The organism is Streptomyces sp. NPDC111507 (assembly GCF_055638955.1).
Genome location: NZ_JBVKBU010000036.1, coordinates 1 through 14,467 on the forward strand (window position 1 = coordinate 1; position 14,467 = coordinate 14,467).

At 70.8% G+C, this 14,467-nt stretch carries 9 protein-coding genes; 2 read left to right on the plus strand and 7 right to left on the minus strand.

Annotated features, from left to right (window positions below; translation table 11 throughout):
* Positions 1 to 292: 292 nt before the first annotated feature.
* Positions 293 to 3,439, plus strand: coding sequence for an ATP-binding protein (locus ACZ7M2_RS51575; RefSeq protein ID WP_471601227.1), 3,147 nt, complete (start codon positions 293 to 295; stop codon positions 3,437 to 3,439).
* On the opposite strand, the gene ACZ7M2_RS51580 is transcribed toward ACZ7M2_RS51575, so the two are convergent.
* The 3 genes from ACZ7M2_RS51580 to ACZ7M2_RS51590 form a co-directional block, all read right to left on the minus strand.
* The gene (locus tag ACZ7M2_RS51580) at positions 3,420 to 4,205 is read right to left on the minus strand and encodes an ABC transporter permease (RefSeq protein ID WP_352053104.1); all 786 of its coding nucleotides are present in this window, start codon (positions 4,203 to 4,205) and stop codon (positions 3,420 to 3,422) included. The genes ACZ7M2_RS51575 and ACZ7M2_RS51580 overlap by 20 nt on opposite strands.
* Positions 4,202 to 5,182, minus strand: a complete 981-nt coding sequence (locus tag ACZ7M2_RS51585; protein ID WP_471601228.1) for an ATP-binding cassette domain-containing protein — start codon at positions 5,180 to 5,182, stop codon at positions 4,202 to 4,204. Before ACZ7M2_RS51585 ends, ACZ7M2_RS51580 begins: the two co-directional genes overlap by 4 nt.
* Positions 5,183 to 5,756: 574 nt before the next feature.
* Entirely contained in the window at positions 5,757 to 7,448 is a 1,692-nt protein-coding gene (locus ACZ7M2_RS51590) for an acetolactate synthase large subunit (RefSeq protein ID WP_471601229.1), read from the minus strand.
* A gap of 484 nt (positions 7,449 to 7,932) precedes the next feature.
* Here ACZ7M2_RS51590 and ACZ7M2_RS51595 point away from each other — a divergent pair, with 484 nt between their 5' ends.
* Positions 7,933 to 8,670 carry a flavodoxin family protein gene (locus tag ACZ7M2_RS51595; protein ID WP_471601230.1) on the plus strand — a complete coding sequence of 246 codons (738 nt, stop codon included), beginning with the start codon at positions 7,933 to 7,935 and terminating at the stop codon, positions 8,668 to 8,670.
* Positions 8,671 to 8,701: 31 nt separating this feature from the next.
* On the opposite strand, the gene ACZ7M2_RS51600 is transcribed toward ACZ7M2_RS51595, so the two are convergent.
* The 4 genes from ACZ7M2_RS51600 to ACZ7M2_RS51615 form a co-directional block, all read right to left on the minus strand.
* A complete protein-coding gene (locus ACZ7M2_RS51600) occupies positions 8,702 to 9,145 on the minus strand; it encodes a GtrA family protein (RefSeq protein WP_471601231.1) in 444 nt (147 codons plus the stop codon).
* A 158-nt stretch (positions 9,146 to 9,303) separates the two neighbouring features.
* The gene (locus ACZ7M2_RS51605; RefSeq protein WP_471601232.1) at positions 9,304 to 12,057 is read right to left on the minus strand and encodes a bifunctional YncE family protein/alkaline phosphatase family protein; all 2,754 of its coding nucleotides are present in this window, start codon (positions 12,055 to 12,057) and stop codon (positions 9,304 to 9,306) included.
* 4 nt (positions 12,058 to 12,061) lie between these two features.
* Positions 12,062 to 13,417 (minus strand): ABC transporter permease, encoded by a 1,356-nt coding sequence (locus ACZ7M2_RS51610; RefSeq protein WP_471601233.1) that lies wholly within the window; start codon positions 13,415 to 13,417, stop codon positions 12,062 to 12,064.
* A complete protein-coding gene (locus ACZ7M2_RS51615; protein ID WP_471601234.1) occupies positions 13,414 to 14,355 on the minus strand; it encodes an ABC transporter ATP-binding protein in 942 nt (313 codons plus the stop codon). The genes ACZ7M2_RS51610 and ACZ7M2_RS51615 overlap by 4 nt, the downstream gene beginning before the upstream one ends.
* Positions 14,356 to 14,467 lie beyond the last annotated feature (112 nt).

Genomic DNA, 14,467 nt, shown 5'->3' on the forward strand with positions numbered 1-14,467 from the left:
GCCTCGCCGAGCAAGGGGTTGGTTCGGACCGGGGCGGGACTGGCCGGGGGTGAGGGGGTCGTGGCCGTACGGGGTCGGGCGGGCTGCCCACCGCACGGGCCGGCCTTCCGGCGACAGCAACTCCGGGACCGCATACGTGCTCTTACCGGCGGAGTTGTCCGACGCACGGCGGCACGGGCGGCGGGCACGCCGGCGGGATCGGTGGGCGCGCGGGATGCAGGGCCGCACGGGCAGCGGGAGTTGGGCCTGCGGCGGGCGTTCCGGCGGCCGGCGCCTTGGCTAATCTGCACGGGTGACCACCGACCTGACCCTGCTGCCACGTGTCGCCTATCGCGGGCAGGAAGTCACCGCGCCCCGGCTCCGCGGTCTCCTCGCGCTGCTCGCGGGCGACTTGCGCGCGGGCTGCAGCACCGAGCGGCTGGTGGCAGGGCTGTGGCCGGACGAGCTGCCGGAGCGGCCGGGAAAGGCGGTGCAGGTCCTCGTGTCCAGGGCGCGGGCGCAGCTGGGCGCCGACGTCCTCGCGAGCACGCCGGCCGGATACCGGCTCGCGCTCGCCGAGGAGCAGGTCGACAGCTCCGCGCTGCTGCTGCATGCCGCCGCCGGTGCGGAGCGGGCCAGGGCCGGGGACCACGCGGGGTCGCTGGCTGCGGCCGAGGCCGGGCTCGCGCTGTGGGAGGGCACTCCTGACGGGGCCGGCAGCGCCGACGACCCCGTGGCCGCGTTGCGCGCCGAGCGCGCCCCCGTCCACGGCGCACTCGTACGCGCGCGGGCGCTCGCGCTCGCCCGGCTGGGGCGGCATGCGGAGGCGGCCGGGCCGCTGGCCGTGGCCGCCGCGGAGCATCCGCGCGACGAGGAAGTGCTCGCCGAGCTGCTGCGCGGTGAGGCGGCGACGGCGGGCCCGTCCGCCGCGCTGATGCGCTACGAGGCGTACCGGCGTGAGCTGCGCGAGACGCTCGGCACGGATCCGGGCGCCGGGCTCAAGGCCGTACACCAGGAGCTGCTGCGCGGCGAGGCGCCTGTGGTCCGGCACGGTGTGCCGCACGAGCCGAACCCGCTGCTGGGCCGGGACGAGGACGTCGCGGCGGTGGAGCGGCTGCTGTGCGCCACCCGCGCCGTCACCGTCGTGGGCCCCGGCGGCCTCGGCAAGACCCGGCTCGCGCACGCCGTCAGCCGCCGGGCCGAGCAGCGCGTGGTGTATTTCGTGCCGCTCGCCGGTGTCACGGCGGACCAGGACGTGGCCGCGGAGGTGGCCTCCGCGCTCGGCGCAGGCGAGGGGCGGCCCGGCGCTGTACGCGGTCACGACCCGGTGTCCGGCATCCTCGGTGTACTCGGCTCCGGGTCCGCGCTGCTGGTCCTCGACAACTGCGAGCAGGTCATCGCCGGTGCCGCCGGCCTCGTACAGGCGCTGGTCTCGTCCTCGAAGGACCTGCGGGTGCTGGCCACCAGCCGGGCTCCGCTGGGCCTGACGTCGGAGGCGGTGTACGCGCTGCCGGAGCTGGGTCTGGACATCTCCGCCGAGCTGTTCACGCAGCGGGCCCGGGCCGCCCGGCCCGGTGTGGAGCTGCCGCCGGACGCGGTGGCCGGGCTGTGCCGTCACCTCGACGGGCTGCCGCTCGCCGTGGAGCTGGCCGCGGCGCGGGTGCGGGTCCTGTCGGTGCCGGAGATCGCCCGCCGCCTCGGTGACCGGTTCGCGCTGCTGCGCGGCGGGGTGCGGGGTGTGCCGGAGCGTCACCGCACGCTGCATGCGGTCGTGGAGTGGAGCTGGAACCTGCTCGCGCAGGACGCCCGGGCGGCGCTGCGCACGCTGTCCGTGTTCCCCGGCGGTTTTGGCGGTGAAGCGGCGGAGCGGGTCCTCGGCGAGGATGCGCTGTTGCTTCTCGAGCAGTTGGCCGGTCAGTCGCTGCTCACCGTCGCCGAGACACCGGCCGGGGTGCGGTTTCGGATGCTGGAGACCGTACGGGAGTTCAGCGCGGCCCGGCGGGCGGAGGCGGGCGGGGACGAGGAGGCTGTGGGCCGGTTCCTCGCCTGGGCGCGGGACTTCGGGGTCGCCTACCACGATGCGCTCTTCGGCTCGGACGCGCAGGCCGCCTGGGAGCGGATCAAGGCCGAGCAGGACAACCTCGTGCTGGCCCTGCGGCATGCCCTGGCCCGTACGGACAACCCCGCCATCGCCGCCGTCACCGCCGTCCTTGCCAGTCTGTGGTCCACCGGCACCAGTTTTCCCCGCCTCGCCGCCCTCGCCGCGGACACCGGCCCGCCGCTGTCGCACTACCGGCCCGGGCCCGAGTACGTCGAAGTCGCGCGCACCGCCGCGGTGTTGGGCACGGCGACCGTGTTCATGGGCCCCGGCCCGCGCGCCGTACGCCAGCTCGTCACCCTCCGGCGGCTGCCCCCGGCCCCGCCGGACACGCTGATTCGGGCCACCGCGGTCGTACTGAGCGCGATCCCCGAGATACGGCCTCCCGGCTACGACGTGCTGCGCAAGCTCTGCGAGGGCGAGGGCGAGGGCGGCGGCGAGCAGCCGCTGCTCTCCGGCATCGCCGAGTGCGTCGCCTGCTACGTCTGGGAGTTCGAGCACGACATCGACCGCGCGCTCGTCTCGGCCCGCCGGTCGGTCGCCGGACTGGCGCCGGTCGACAATCCGTCCGTGCAGCTCATGGTGCATTCCCGGCTGAGCGAGCTGTGCCTGCGCACGGGGCGGGGCGAGGAGGCGTACAAGCATCTCAAGGCGGCACTCGCGGTGCTGCCGCGGCTCGGGGACGGGCACGACTACATCAGCATCCGCTCGCTCCTCGTCTTCGCCTGCCTGCAGCGCGGCGAGACCGACGAGGCCGAGAACTGGCTGCGGCAGGCGGAGAACGACAACACCCCGCAGCAGGACGACTTCTACCGGCCCGACCTCTGCGGGCGCGCCGAGATCGCGCTCGCCCGCGGACTGACCGAGGTCGGGCTCGGCCTGTGGCGCGGCGTCGTGGAGCGGATGCTCGCGGCCGGCTCGCTGCGCGACGGTGACGCCCGGCTCGACCCGTGGGCGTTCCTGATCCAGTCGGTGGCGGTGACGGCGCACGCCCACGCCGGCCGGCTCGGACTGGTCGCGGAGCTGGTCGACCGGCTGCGGCAGCGGCTGCGGACGCTGCTGCGCGATCCGGTCGGCTCGCCTTCCGAACTTCCCTTGTTCGGCACGATGTTGCACGCCCTCGGCATGACGGGGCTCGCGTCCGGCGACACCGGTGCCGTACGGATGATCGCGCTGGCCGAACGGCTGGGGGTGCTGCGGGAGTTCCAGCCGACGATGTCGGCGGACCGCGCCCGGAAGGCGGCGGAAGACGCCGGCAGGGCGGCGTTCGCCGACGCGGTGTCGGAGTACGCCGCCCTGGAGCGGGACGAGTTGCGGGAGGCAGCCCGCGCTGTCATGGCGGCTACTTCGGGTCGCGGTTGAAGGACGCCGTCGACCAGCGGTAGCCGAGCACGGTCAGGCCGACGCACCAGGCGATCGCGATCCACCCGTTGTTGCCGATCCCGGTGCCGAGCAGCAGGCCGCGCAGGGTCTCGATGGCCGGGGTGAACGGCTGGTACTCGGCGATCGGCTGGAACCAGCCCGGCATCGTGTCGGCCGGGATGAAGGCGCTGGAGATGAGCGGCAGGAGGATCAGAGGCTGTGCGCTGTTGCTGGCCGCCTCGGCGTTCGGGCTGGCCATGCCCATCCCGACGGCGATCCAGGTGAGTGCCAGGGCGAACAGCGCGAGCAGGCCGAACGCCGCCAGCCATTCCAGGGCGGTGGCGTTGGTGGACCGGAAGCCGATGGCCACGGCGACGGCGCCGACGAGGACCACGCTGGCGATGCACTGCAGCACGCTGCCGACGACGTGCCCGACGAGCACCGAGCCGCGGTGGATCGCCATCGTGCGGAAGCGGGCGATGATGCCCTCGTTCATGTCGGTGGCGACGGACACCGCGGTCCCGATGACGGTGCCGCCGATGGTCATCATCAGGATGCCCGGGACGATATAGGCGATGTAGTCGGAGCGGTCGGCGCCGCCGATGCCCGTGCTCATCACGTCGCCGAAGATGTAGACGAAGAGCAGCAGCAGCATGATCGGGGTGAGCAGCAGGTTCAGGGTGAGGGACGGGTAGCGGCGCGCGTGCAGGAGGTTGCGGCGCAGCATCGTGTTCGAGTCGCGGACGGCGAGGGAGAGGGCGCTCATCGGACGTTCTCCTTGGGCTGGCTGGGCTGGGTGGGGATGGTGGTGGGGCCGGTCAGGGCGAAGAACACGTCGTCGAGGTCGGGGGTGTGCACGGTCAGCTCGTCCGCCTCGATGCCGGTGGAGTCCAGCCAGTCGAGGATGGCGCGCAGTTCGCGCTGGCTGCCGTCGCTGGGGATCTGCAGCGCCAGAGCCTCGTCGTCGCGGGTGACCTCGCGCAGGGCTACGGCGGCGGACCGGTAGGCGTCGGGGTCGGTGAAGCGGAGCCGGACGTGTCCGCCGGGGATGAGCCGCTTCAGCTCGTCGGCACTGCCTTCGGCGGCGAGCTTGCCGTCGTTCAACACCGCGATGCGGTCGGCGAGTTCGTCGGCCTCGTCCAGGTACTGGGTGGTGAGGAAGACGGTGACGCCGTCGGAGACCAGCTCGCGGATGATCTGCCACATGTTGTGGCGGCTGCGCGGGTCGAGGCCGGTGGTCGGCTCGTCGAGGAAGATGATCCGCGGGTCGCCGACCAGCGTCATGGCGAGGTCGAGGCGGCGCTTCATACCGCCGGAGTAGGTGGAGGCGGGCTTCCTCGCGGCTTCGGTGAGGTCGAAGCGCTCCAGGAGTTCGGCGGCGGTGCGGCGCCCCTCCTGCCTGGACAGGTGGTGCAGGTCCGCCATGAGGAGCATGTTCTCCTCGCCGGTGATCAGGCCGTCGACGGCGGAGAACTGTCCGGTGACGCCGATCGCGGCCCGCACGGCCTGCGGGTCGGCGGCGAGGTCGTGACCGCCGACCCGCAGCTCGCCGGCGTCGGCGGTGATGAGGGTGGAGAGGATCTTCACGGCGGTGGTCTTGCCGGCGCCGTTCGGGCCGAGCAGGGAGAAGACGGTGCCGGCCGGCACTGCCAGGTCGATGCCGTCGAGGACCGTCTTGTCGCCGTAGGCCTTGCGCAGCCCCTTGGCCGCGATGGCGAGTGAGTGCGAGGTCGTTGTCGTCATGCCGAGGAGGTTGCGGCAGGGCGCATTCAGCGCGGTTTCACGATGGTTTCAGCGCGCTGGAACCGGGCGGCGCAGGGCCATGTCTTGTTGCCTCCCTGCCGTTGCGGGCCTCAGCGCGGCTGCCGCCGCGCCCCGGTGGGCCGGGCCTGCCCGGGCTGCCGGGTGGGGGCGGGAGGTGTGCACGGCTCGTGGCAACGCGGCGTGGACGAGCGGTTGTTGGGTCCCGGCGGGTCGTCGTCCCGTTCCGGGCGCGGCGGTACCTCTGCGGCCGCAGGAACTGTTCCCGCAGAACGTTCGTCGAGCAGGCCGGCGGTCTGGCCGCGCGACACCGCCGTCCTTCATGGTCTCCACCGGGACCTTCGGCACTTCCCGAACAGAACCGTTCGGGTTTCGGATCGAGCAGAAAGGCTGGAGGCAGATATCAGCCGCCGAAGGGACTCTGGCCGGTGCGGACGACATCAGGGTCCTACGAGGCCGGAAGCAAGCGGCGGGCGACGGCGATCCCGTTGCTGCCAGGCGGTGCGCGCCGGGTGGCCCTGCCGACCCGCACTGCTTCGAGGCCTGGGCCGTCAGGTCAGAACGGGCCCTGGAGGCTGCCGAGTCTGTCGGTCAGACGCAGGTTCTCGGAGTAGTCGACGGGGCAGGCGATCACGGAGACCGTGTCGTCGTCGAGGGCGCGGCGCAGCACGGGCAGGAGTTGGTCGGCGGACTCGATCGCGTAGCCGCGTGCGCCGAAGCTTTCGGCGTAGGCGACCAGGTCCGGGTTGGTGAACCGGGTATGGCTGTGGCGGCCGAGTTCGAGTTCCATCTTCCATGTGATCAGGCCGTATTCCTCGTCCACCAGGACGAGGACGACCAGCGGGATTCGTTCGCGGACGGCGGTTTCCAGTTCCTGGGAGTTCATCAGGAACGAGCCGTCACCCATCATTGCCAGGACTCGTCGGTCCGGCCGGGCGAGCTTGGCGGCGATCGCGCCCGGCAGTGAGAACCCCATGGTGGACAGGCCGTTGGAGACCAGACAGGTGTCCGGTTCGTAGGTGGGGTAGAGGCGGGCCATCCACATCTTTCCGGCGCCGGTGTCGGCGAGCACGATGTCGTGGCGGTCCAGCGCGGTGCGGACATCGGTGACCACGCGCTGCGGCACCAGGGGGAAGGCGTCACTGTCGCGTCCGTACTGGAGTTCTTCGTCGAGCAGCGTACGGATCTTCTCGCTGCTTCCCGAGTCGTAGGTGAGCCCGTCGGGCAGTGCTGCCACCAGTGCGTCCAGCGCCTGTGAGGGGTCCCCTTTGACGCCCACTGCCACCGGGTAGTGGGCGTCCACTTCGGCGGGGAAGCGGTGCACGTGAAGGATCCGCTTGTCGGCGTTCGGGTTGATCTTGACCGGGTCGAACTCCTGGATCTCGTAGCCCACGCAGATCAGTACGTCGGCCGCGTCGAAGCCGAAGTTGCCGTAGTCGTGGCGCATGAAGCCGATCGCGCCGAGAGCGTTCGGGTGATCGTCGGGGAAGACGCCCTTGCCGTGGAACGTGGTCGCGACCGGGATGTTCAGCCGTTCGGCGAACCGCACCAGGGCGGCCGAGGCCCCGGCTCTGGCGGCACCGTGGCCCGCCAGCACGACGGGGTTGCGTGCCGCGGTGAGCACCTCGACCGCCCGCGCGATCTGGGAGGAGGACGGCGCGTCGGCGCGCACCGCGTCGATCTGCAAGGGTGCCAGCGGCTCGGCTGGACGCTCTGCTTCGATGTCCTCCGGCACCGCCAGGAACACGGCGCCGGGGCGCTCGCTCTGCGCGGTCTTGAACGCCTTGCGTGTCATCTCCGGCACCGCGTCCGGACACTCGATCTGGGCCGCCCACTGGGTGACGGGAGCGAACATCGACACCAGGTCGATGACCTGGTGCGACTCCTTGTGGGTACGGCGCAGCGACCCCTGCGCGGCCAGGGCCACCATCGGCGCGCTGTTGGTCATGGCGTCGGCGGTGCCGAGCAGCAGATTGATCGCGCCGGGCCCCAGCGTGGCCGAGCACACCCCGGCCCGGCCGGTCAGCCGCCCGTAGATCTCCGCCATGAACGAGGCGGCCTGCTCGTGGCGCACCAGGACGTAGCGGATCCCGGAGCCGTTCAGGGCGTCGACGAAGCGGATGTTCTCCTCACCGGGGATCCCGAAGACGTACTCCACGCCCTCGGCCCGCAGACAACGCACCAACAGGTGCGCGACGTCCTCCGCTGCTGCCGTGTTCCGCGACCCGGTCGCGCCTTGGGTGCCCATGAGACGAACGTAGGCACACCCGCCTGCCCCGGCCACTCCTCAGCCGTCGGCGGGGCCATTCGGAGGCATTGTGATGGCGCCTGCCGCGGCCCGGCCCGCACGCTGGACCCAGGTTGTGGACGCACCGCCGCGCCCCGTGCGGCTTCAGGACTCTGGGAGGACCGTTTGAACCCTCCCCCCGCTGAAGCAGGGGGATTCCTGGCTCAGGTTGCCCGCGGGTCCAGCGGATCTACGGGTCTTACACCCTCAACACCAGCCGGGTCGGAACCTGCCCGGTTGGTACTACAAGCAAAGGAGTTGCTGTGCTGGCTTGGCTCTCGCTCAGCACGGTGTGCGCGCTTGGTTCTCGCAACGCACATCGAGCACTTTACCCGATCGTGTGGACGGTCTTTCGCCCTGGAGGCGAAACCCCCTTCTCTGCCCTGCTCCGCAGGAGTCCGATTCCTCCCCGGCCTGAAGGCCAGGGCATCCTCGGAGGAACCAGGTGACCGCTTCGTCGCCCGCCACCGACGCACCGCCGGCCCGGTACGACGACCTGCGCGCCCTGGTGATCAACTGCACCCTCAAACGTTCACCGGAGACGAGTAACACTCAGGGGCTGATCGACCGCCACATCGCCGTCATGGACGCGCAGGGAGTGCGCGTCGATGTCGTCCGGGCAGTGGACCACGACATCGCCACCGGTGTGTGGCCCGACATGACGGAGCACGGCTGGGAGACGGACGCCTGGCCGGACCTCTACCGGCAGGTCCTGGCGGCCGACATCCTCGTGCTGGCCGGCCCCATCTGGCTGGGCGACAACAGTTCCGTGATGAAGCAGGTGATCGAGCGTCTCTATGCCTGCTCCAGCCTGCTCAACGAGGCCGGACAGTACGCCTATTACGGCCGCGTCGGCGGCTGTCTGATCACCGGCAACGAGGACGGCGCCAAGCACTGCGCCATGAACGTCCTCTACAGCCTGCAGCACCTGGGCTACACCATCCCTCCCCAGGCGGACGCCGGATGGATCGGGGAGGCGGGCCCCGGCCCCTCGTACCTCGACCCCGGCTCGGGCGGCCCCGAGAACGACTTCACCAACCGCAACACCACCTTCATGACCTGGAACCTGCTGCACCTGGCCCGGGCGTTGAAGGATCTCGGTGGCATCCCCGCATACGGCAACCAGCGCACCGCGTGGGATGCAGGCTGCCGCCGCGACTACGAAAACCCCGAGCACCGCTAGGGACCTCGTTCGGTTGCCCTGTTGCCGGGGTTCATGGGCGATGGCGTCCGAAGACGACCAGCCTCAGCACGATGAAGCGCAACACGGTCACCAGGGCGAAGCTGGGTACCAGCACCAGGGTCTCCGCCGCGGGTGTCGCGGTGGGCCGGTAGTGGCGGAAGAGCAGGACCGACCCGGTGGTGACCACGTAGGCCAGAACGAACAGGACGCCTGCCGCCAGATGGGCCTGGGCAGCGCGGACCGGAGAGCTGCGGAAGGTCAGCCGCCGGTTCGCTTCGGTGTTGAGGACGGTGACGGCGAGAAGGGAGGCGAGATTGGCCACCGGCGGAGGGGCCCAGTGGCGCAGCGCCCAGTACAGCAGGGTTTGACCCGCTGTCGAGGCGATGCCGATGACGACGAACCAGCCGACTTGTCTGGTCAGCGTGGTGCGGCCGGGCCGGGCGGAGGCGCTGTGCCGTGCGCTGAGGCGTCGCACGCCTCCATCATGAGGCACGGGTACGAGGGCTTGCGGGATCACCGGGGCAGCGGCTCGGCCGTTCGGCTGCAGACATCCTGATGTGCCGCGCGGGGGACGGAAAGGGCCCCTGGCCGGCGGTGACGCCAGCCGGGGCCCCTTGGCGTGATGAGTCCGTCTCAGCCGTCGGACTCCGGCGAGGGGATGTAGGCGCCCGGGACGTCCTTGGGCGCGAAGATCTTGTTCTCGCCGGGGTAGGGCTTGGTCCACCCGTGGGTCTGGTACCAGGTGAAGTGGTTCATCTGTGCGGGGTTGGCGAAGTCGGGAATGGCGCCCGGCCCGGTCAGCCGCTGGTGCGTCTTCCACTCCTCCCATGTCGCCGCGAGTGCCCGCTTGTCCGCCGGTACCTTGGCCGAGGGCACGGCCGCCGCGCTGGGGTCCTGCGGCGCCGGGGTGTCCGGTCCGCAGGCGGGCGGGGTCTTCAGGCCGTCGGTCAGCGAGGTCCGGTTGGGCAGCGCCTTGAACGGCGTGATGTCGGGGTGGCGGGTGAACGCCCCGCGCATCGGGCTGGCCGCGCTGTCCTTCTGGTTCATCGGGTGGATCCCGAGGATCTGCTCGATGGTCCGGATCATCGTGATCTGCGAGTAGTAGTGGCTGTCGACGGTGGCGTGCTGGGCCCAGGGGCTGATGATCTGGATGGGGGCACGGTGGCCGTCGACGTGGTCGAGGCCGGCCTGGGAGTCGTCCTCGACGACGAAGATCGCCGAGTCCTTCCAGTACTTGCTGTGCGAGATCTCGTCGACCATCCGGCCGACCGCGAGGTCGTTGTCCGCGACCTGGGCGGCCGCGTTCGCCGGACCTCCGGTGTGGTCGTTGGAGAGCCAGAACATGTTCAGGTTCGCGGGACCGTTCTTCTCGAAGTCCTGCTTCCAGATCTGTTCCTTGTAGATGTCCGGGACGCTGGTGTCGAACAGCGGGAAGCCGGGCACCGACACCTTGTTGAGCGACGGGATCGCCGAGCCCGTCTGAATGGGGTAGGCGGTGTCCTGCCCGGTCGTCTCCATGTTCTTGGTGTCGCAGTACAGGTTCTGCCAGGACGCGCCGGCCGGCTTGCTCTCGAACGACTGGAACTCGCCGTAGTCCTTGACGGACTTGCCGGCCGCCTGCGCGCCGGTCCAGATGAAGCCGGACTTCTGGTGGCCCAGAGCGTCGTCCTCGGTGTCGTAGCTGCGCGTGTACTCACCGGCCGAGGACTCGGTGTACTCCGGGTCATCGGCCTGCATCAGCCAGTTGTGGCCCTCGGCGGAGTTCGTGCCGATGTCGTACGTGTTGTCGTACAGCCCGAACTGCGACGCCAGCGCGTGCTGGTTCGGCGTCACGTTCTCGCCGAACTGCGTCACCGACGGGTCGCCGTTGCCCTGCGGCATGTCACCGAAGACCTGGTCGTAGGTCCGGTTCTCCTTGACGATCATGAAGACGTGCTTGATCGTCGAGGGAGCGCCGAGCCGCGCCGGGACCGGCACCGGCCTCTGGTTGCCCTTGCCGGGGGCCAGCGAGACCGAGCCGCGCGTCCAGCCGTTCTGCTGGAAGACCTTGCCCGTCTGGGACCTGATGACGCTGTCGTCCGGCAGCGTGAACTGCGTCAGGCTCGACGTCGTGTCGTGGGTGCCGTGCCCGGCCTTGCCGGTGGGGCGGCGGGCGTCGATACCACGGGTGTTGGAGACGACCACCTTCTTGCCCACGGTGGTGATCTCCGCGGGGAAGTAGTCCGTCGGGAGCAGGCCGACGTAACTGGCGGGCTCCTGCGGGGACTTGTACCGGTAGACGGCGACGGCGTTGGCGCGGCCGAGCGTCACCAGCAGACGGCCGTCGTCGGTGAGCGTCACCGCGTTGGGCTCGTAGCCCACCGACGCCTCCGGCCACGGCTGGGTGGCGATGGTCTGCACGACCTTGTTCTTGCGGGTGTCGATGACCGACACATTGTTGTCGGCGGTGTTGGTGACGAACACCGCCCCGTTCTTGGCGTACAGGGCCGTCGGGTGCAGACCGACGCCGATGCTCCCGACGGCCGCAGCCGGGTCCGCCAGGTCGATGACACTGACCGTGCCGGTGGTGGTGGCACCGGTCTGCGGGTTGGCCGGAACCTGGGTGCCGTAGGAGTTGATCGTGGTGTCGCCGGCCTTGGCCGGACGCCCGCCCTCGTTGCTGACGTAGAGCTTGTTGCCGGCCAGGGCGATGCCACGGGGTGCGTTGCCAACGGCCCAGCTCTGCTTGATGGTCCCGGTCGCCGCGTCGATGGCGGCCACCCGGTTCTGGCCGTTGACCGCGCAGTACACGGTGGAGCCGTCGGCCGAGAACACCGCGGCACCCACCAGTGCGTGCTTGGAGCCGTCGGCCGGGATCGAGATCGTCGTCGGGTTGGAGAGGGTGCCGTCCGCGTTCACGGTGAACTTGGTGTAGCCGTCGCTCTGGCCCAGCCACAGCTGCGAACCGTCGGGCGAGTACGTCGGGCCCTCCTGGCCGACGGCGCCGCTCGTGATGCGCAGGTCGTCCGTCGCGGCGGTGCCGACGCGCTGCTTCACCTGCCCGGTCTTGAGGTCCATGACGACCAGCGACGCATCGCCGTCGGTGACCGAGGCCGCGAGATGGCTCCCGTCCGGGCTGACCGAGGACGACATGATCTTGCCGTTGTTGATGACGGTGCGGCTGCCGTACGGGGCGATGTACTGGTCGCTCGAGATGACCTGGCCGTTGGCGGTGACCTGGCCGACCTGCTGGGTGGCGAACTGGCTCGTCGAGGCAACGGCGGTGCCCGTGACGGCGAGGGCCACCGCGATGCCCGCCGCCACCAGAGTGCTCCGGCGGCCGACGCGTCTGCCCAAAAGGTTGATCTGTTCCTTCTCGTTGCTGCGACGCTGCCGTACTACCTGCATGGAGTCATCCCTTCGGGGTGGCGAGCAGGTCGACGTTGCCGTCGAACTGCCACAGCGGGTTGGGTGCGTCCCCGGTCGGGGTGCGGACCAGGAAGTAGCCGTTGACTTCCTTTGGTCCGTCGCCGTCGGCCATGAAACGACCGTCAGGTGTGAGGTCGAGCTGGTAGATCGCCGTCCCCGCGACCTGGATGCCGGGCAGATGCCAGGACACGACGCAGCGCCAGTCGTTGCCCGGCCCCTCGGCGGCGGCCTTGACGCTGCCCTTGTCGCACGTCGCCGTGGCCTTCAACTGCGCTTCGGTGACGGCGGGGCGGTTGAGCTGCTCGGTCTGCAGGCGGTAGAGGTGGGCGAACGCCGTGGCGAGGGAGCGCTGCACTTTGTCCTGCTCGATCCCGGAGCCCGAGGCCCCGCTCGCCGAGGCGAGCACCGCGACCGTCACAGCGACCAGCCCGGCGAGCGGCAGGCCCGCGGCGGTGACCGCGCGGCGCCCCGAGCCGTCGTAGGTCGGGTTGGTGAAGTCGCGCCGCAGGAACAGCACGTAGGCCAGCGCGGTCGCGGTCACGGCCCACAGCAGGCTGACCACGACGCCGATCAGGAGCGGGCCGAGCTGCATGGGGCTGGTGAACAGACCGTTCCAGGCGATGAAGGCGTAGCTGGGCAGGGCGAGGCGTACGGCGACGGGCAGCGGCATCATCTGGGCGAGCTGCATCGCGAGCGCGACGAGCGCGGGCAGCAGCAGTCCCATCGGGGAGCGCCCCAGCGTGATGGACCCGAGCAGTCCGATCGCGGCGAGGGCCAGGGTGGGTGCGAGTACGCAGATCCAGGCGAGCCCGACCTTGCCGGCGGCGTCCGCCGGGCTCAGCAGGTGGCCGTCGAGGCCTGCCAGCGGCTGGTTGCCGACCGCCACGATCCCGCCGGCCGTGCTGGATGTGGCCAGTCCGGCCACGAGCAGCAGGATGACGGTGAGGCTGGCCAGTGCCTTCGCGGCGAAGATCCGCCTGGGTGAGCGGACCGCCACCAGCAGGTGGCGCCAGGTGCCGAGGCGGTCCTCGGAGGCGAACACGTCGCCGGCGACCACCGAGGTCAGCAGCGGGAGTGCCCAGGTGCCCGCGAAGCCGAGCATCACCAGCGTTCCGGCCCACCCGGTGGCGTGCATCCAGCGGCCGAAGAGGGTGTCGGAGGGGAGTGTGCTCTGCTGGCTGACCGCGGCGACGAAGAGGGCGGGTGCGATCCAGCAGGCGAGGACCAGCAGGCGGATCCGCCATTGCGAGACCAGTTTGACCAGCTCGAAGCGGTAGGCGCGCGGAACGGAGACGCGGCGGGCTTCAGCAACGCTGTCGTGGGTGAGGGTCGCGGTCACCGGCCGGTCTCCTTCTGCTCGGTGAGGGCGAGGAACGCGGCTTCGAGCGGCGACACCAGGGGGGCGAGCTCGCGCAGCGCGATGCCCGCCTGTACGAGCCGCACCACCAGTTCGTCGAGGGCGGGCACCGGCGCGCGCACGACGAGCGCCTCGGCGTCGTGGCGTGTCCCGGCGTCGTCGACGACGCGGATTGCGGCCGCATCGAGGGCCAGCCGGCGGGCGGCCTGGGGGTCGGAGGTGAGCAGCCGGTAGTCGAGTTCACGGCTCTCGGCGGCCAGCTTGCTCAGCGGGCCGGAGAAGACGACCCGTCCGGTGGCGACGATGGTGGCCTCGGAGCACAGCGCCTGGAGGTCGTCCATGCGGTGGCTGGAGAGCACGACGCTGGTTCCGTCCGCGGCGAGCCGGGTGAGGACACCGTGTACGTGCTTTTTGCCGGCCGGGTCGAGGCCGTTGGAGGGTTCATCGAGCACGAGCAGCCGGGGTTTGGTGAGCAGGGCGGCGGCGAGTCCGAGCCGCTGGCGCATGCCGAGGGAGAAGCCGCGGGCCTGGTCGTCGGCGACATCGGTGAGCCCGACCTGGTCGAGCACGTCGTCGACTCCCGCTGTCCGCGCGTCGTGGCCTCGCAGAGCGGCCAGCGCGGCGAGGTTCTGCCGGGCGGTGAGCGAGGGGTAGAGGCCGGGCCCGTCCACGAAGCCGGCGACTCCGTCGGGAGCGGCGAGCGCGCGCCTGAGCGGCGTGCCCAGGATCTCGAGGTGGCCGCTGTCGGCGACGGCCAGGCCCAGCAGGAGACCGAGCAGTGTCGTCTTGCCGGCGCCGTTCGGTCCGACCAGGCCGTGGATCTGGCCCTGTGCCACGTCCAGATCGACGCCGTCGAGTGCCACGACGTCACCGAAACACTTGGTGATCCCGCGAGCCTGGACTGCGAGAGGTGTGTCCATGAGCCCCTTCTTCCGAAACACTCAGGGACCTTAGGGACGGCACACAACGCAGGCACAGACGGCCGGCTGAACGTGCAGGGAACGGATCGTCAAGGCGTCGGCAAGTCCGGGT

What these genes read in the sequence shown, in the direction of transcription:
- ACZ7M2_RS51580 (WP_352053104.1), bottom strand. Translation starts at nt 4,205, where the DNA reads ATGAGCGCCCTCTCCCTCGCCGTCCGCGACTCGAACACGATGCTGCGC.
- ACZ7M2_RS51585 (WP_471601228.1), bottom strand. Translation starts at nt 5,182, where the DNA reads ATGACGACAACGACCTCGCACTCACTCGCCATCGCGGCCAAGGGGCTG.
- ACZ7M2_RS51590 (WP_471601229.1), bottom strand. Translation starts at nt 7,448, where the DNA reads ATGGGCACCCAAGGCGCGACCGGGTCGCGGAACACGGCAGCAGCGGAG.
- ACZ7M2_RS51605 (WP_471601232.1), bottom strand. Translation starts at nt 12,057, where the DNA reads ATGCAGGTAGTACGGCAGCGTCGCAGCAACGAGAAGGAACAGATCAAC.
- ACZ7M2_RS51615 (WP_471601234.1), bottom strand. Translation starts at nt 14,355, where the DNA reads ATGGACACACCTCTCGCAGTCCAGGCTCGCGGGATCACCAAGTGTTTC.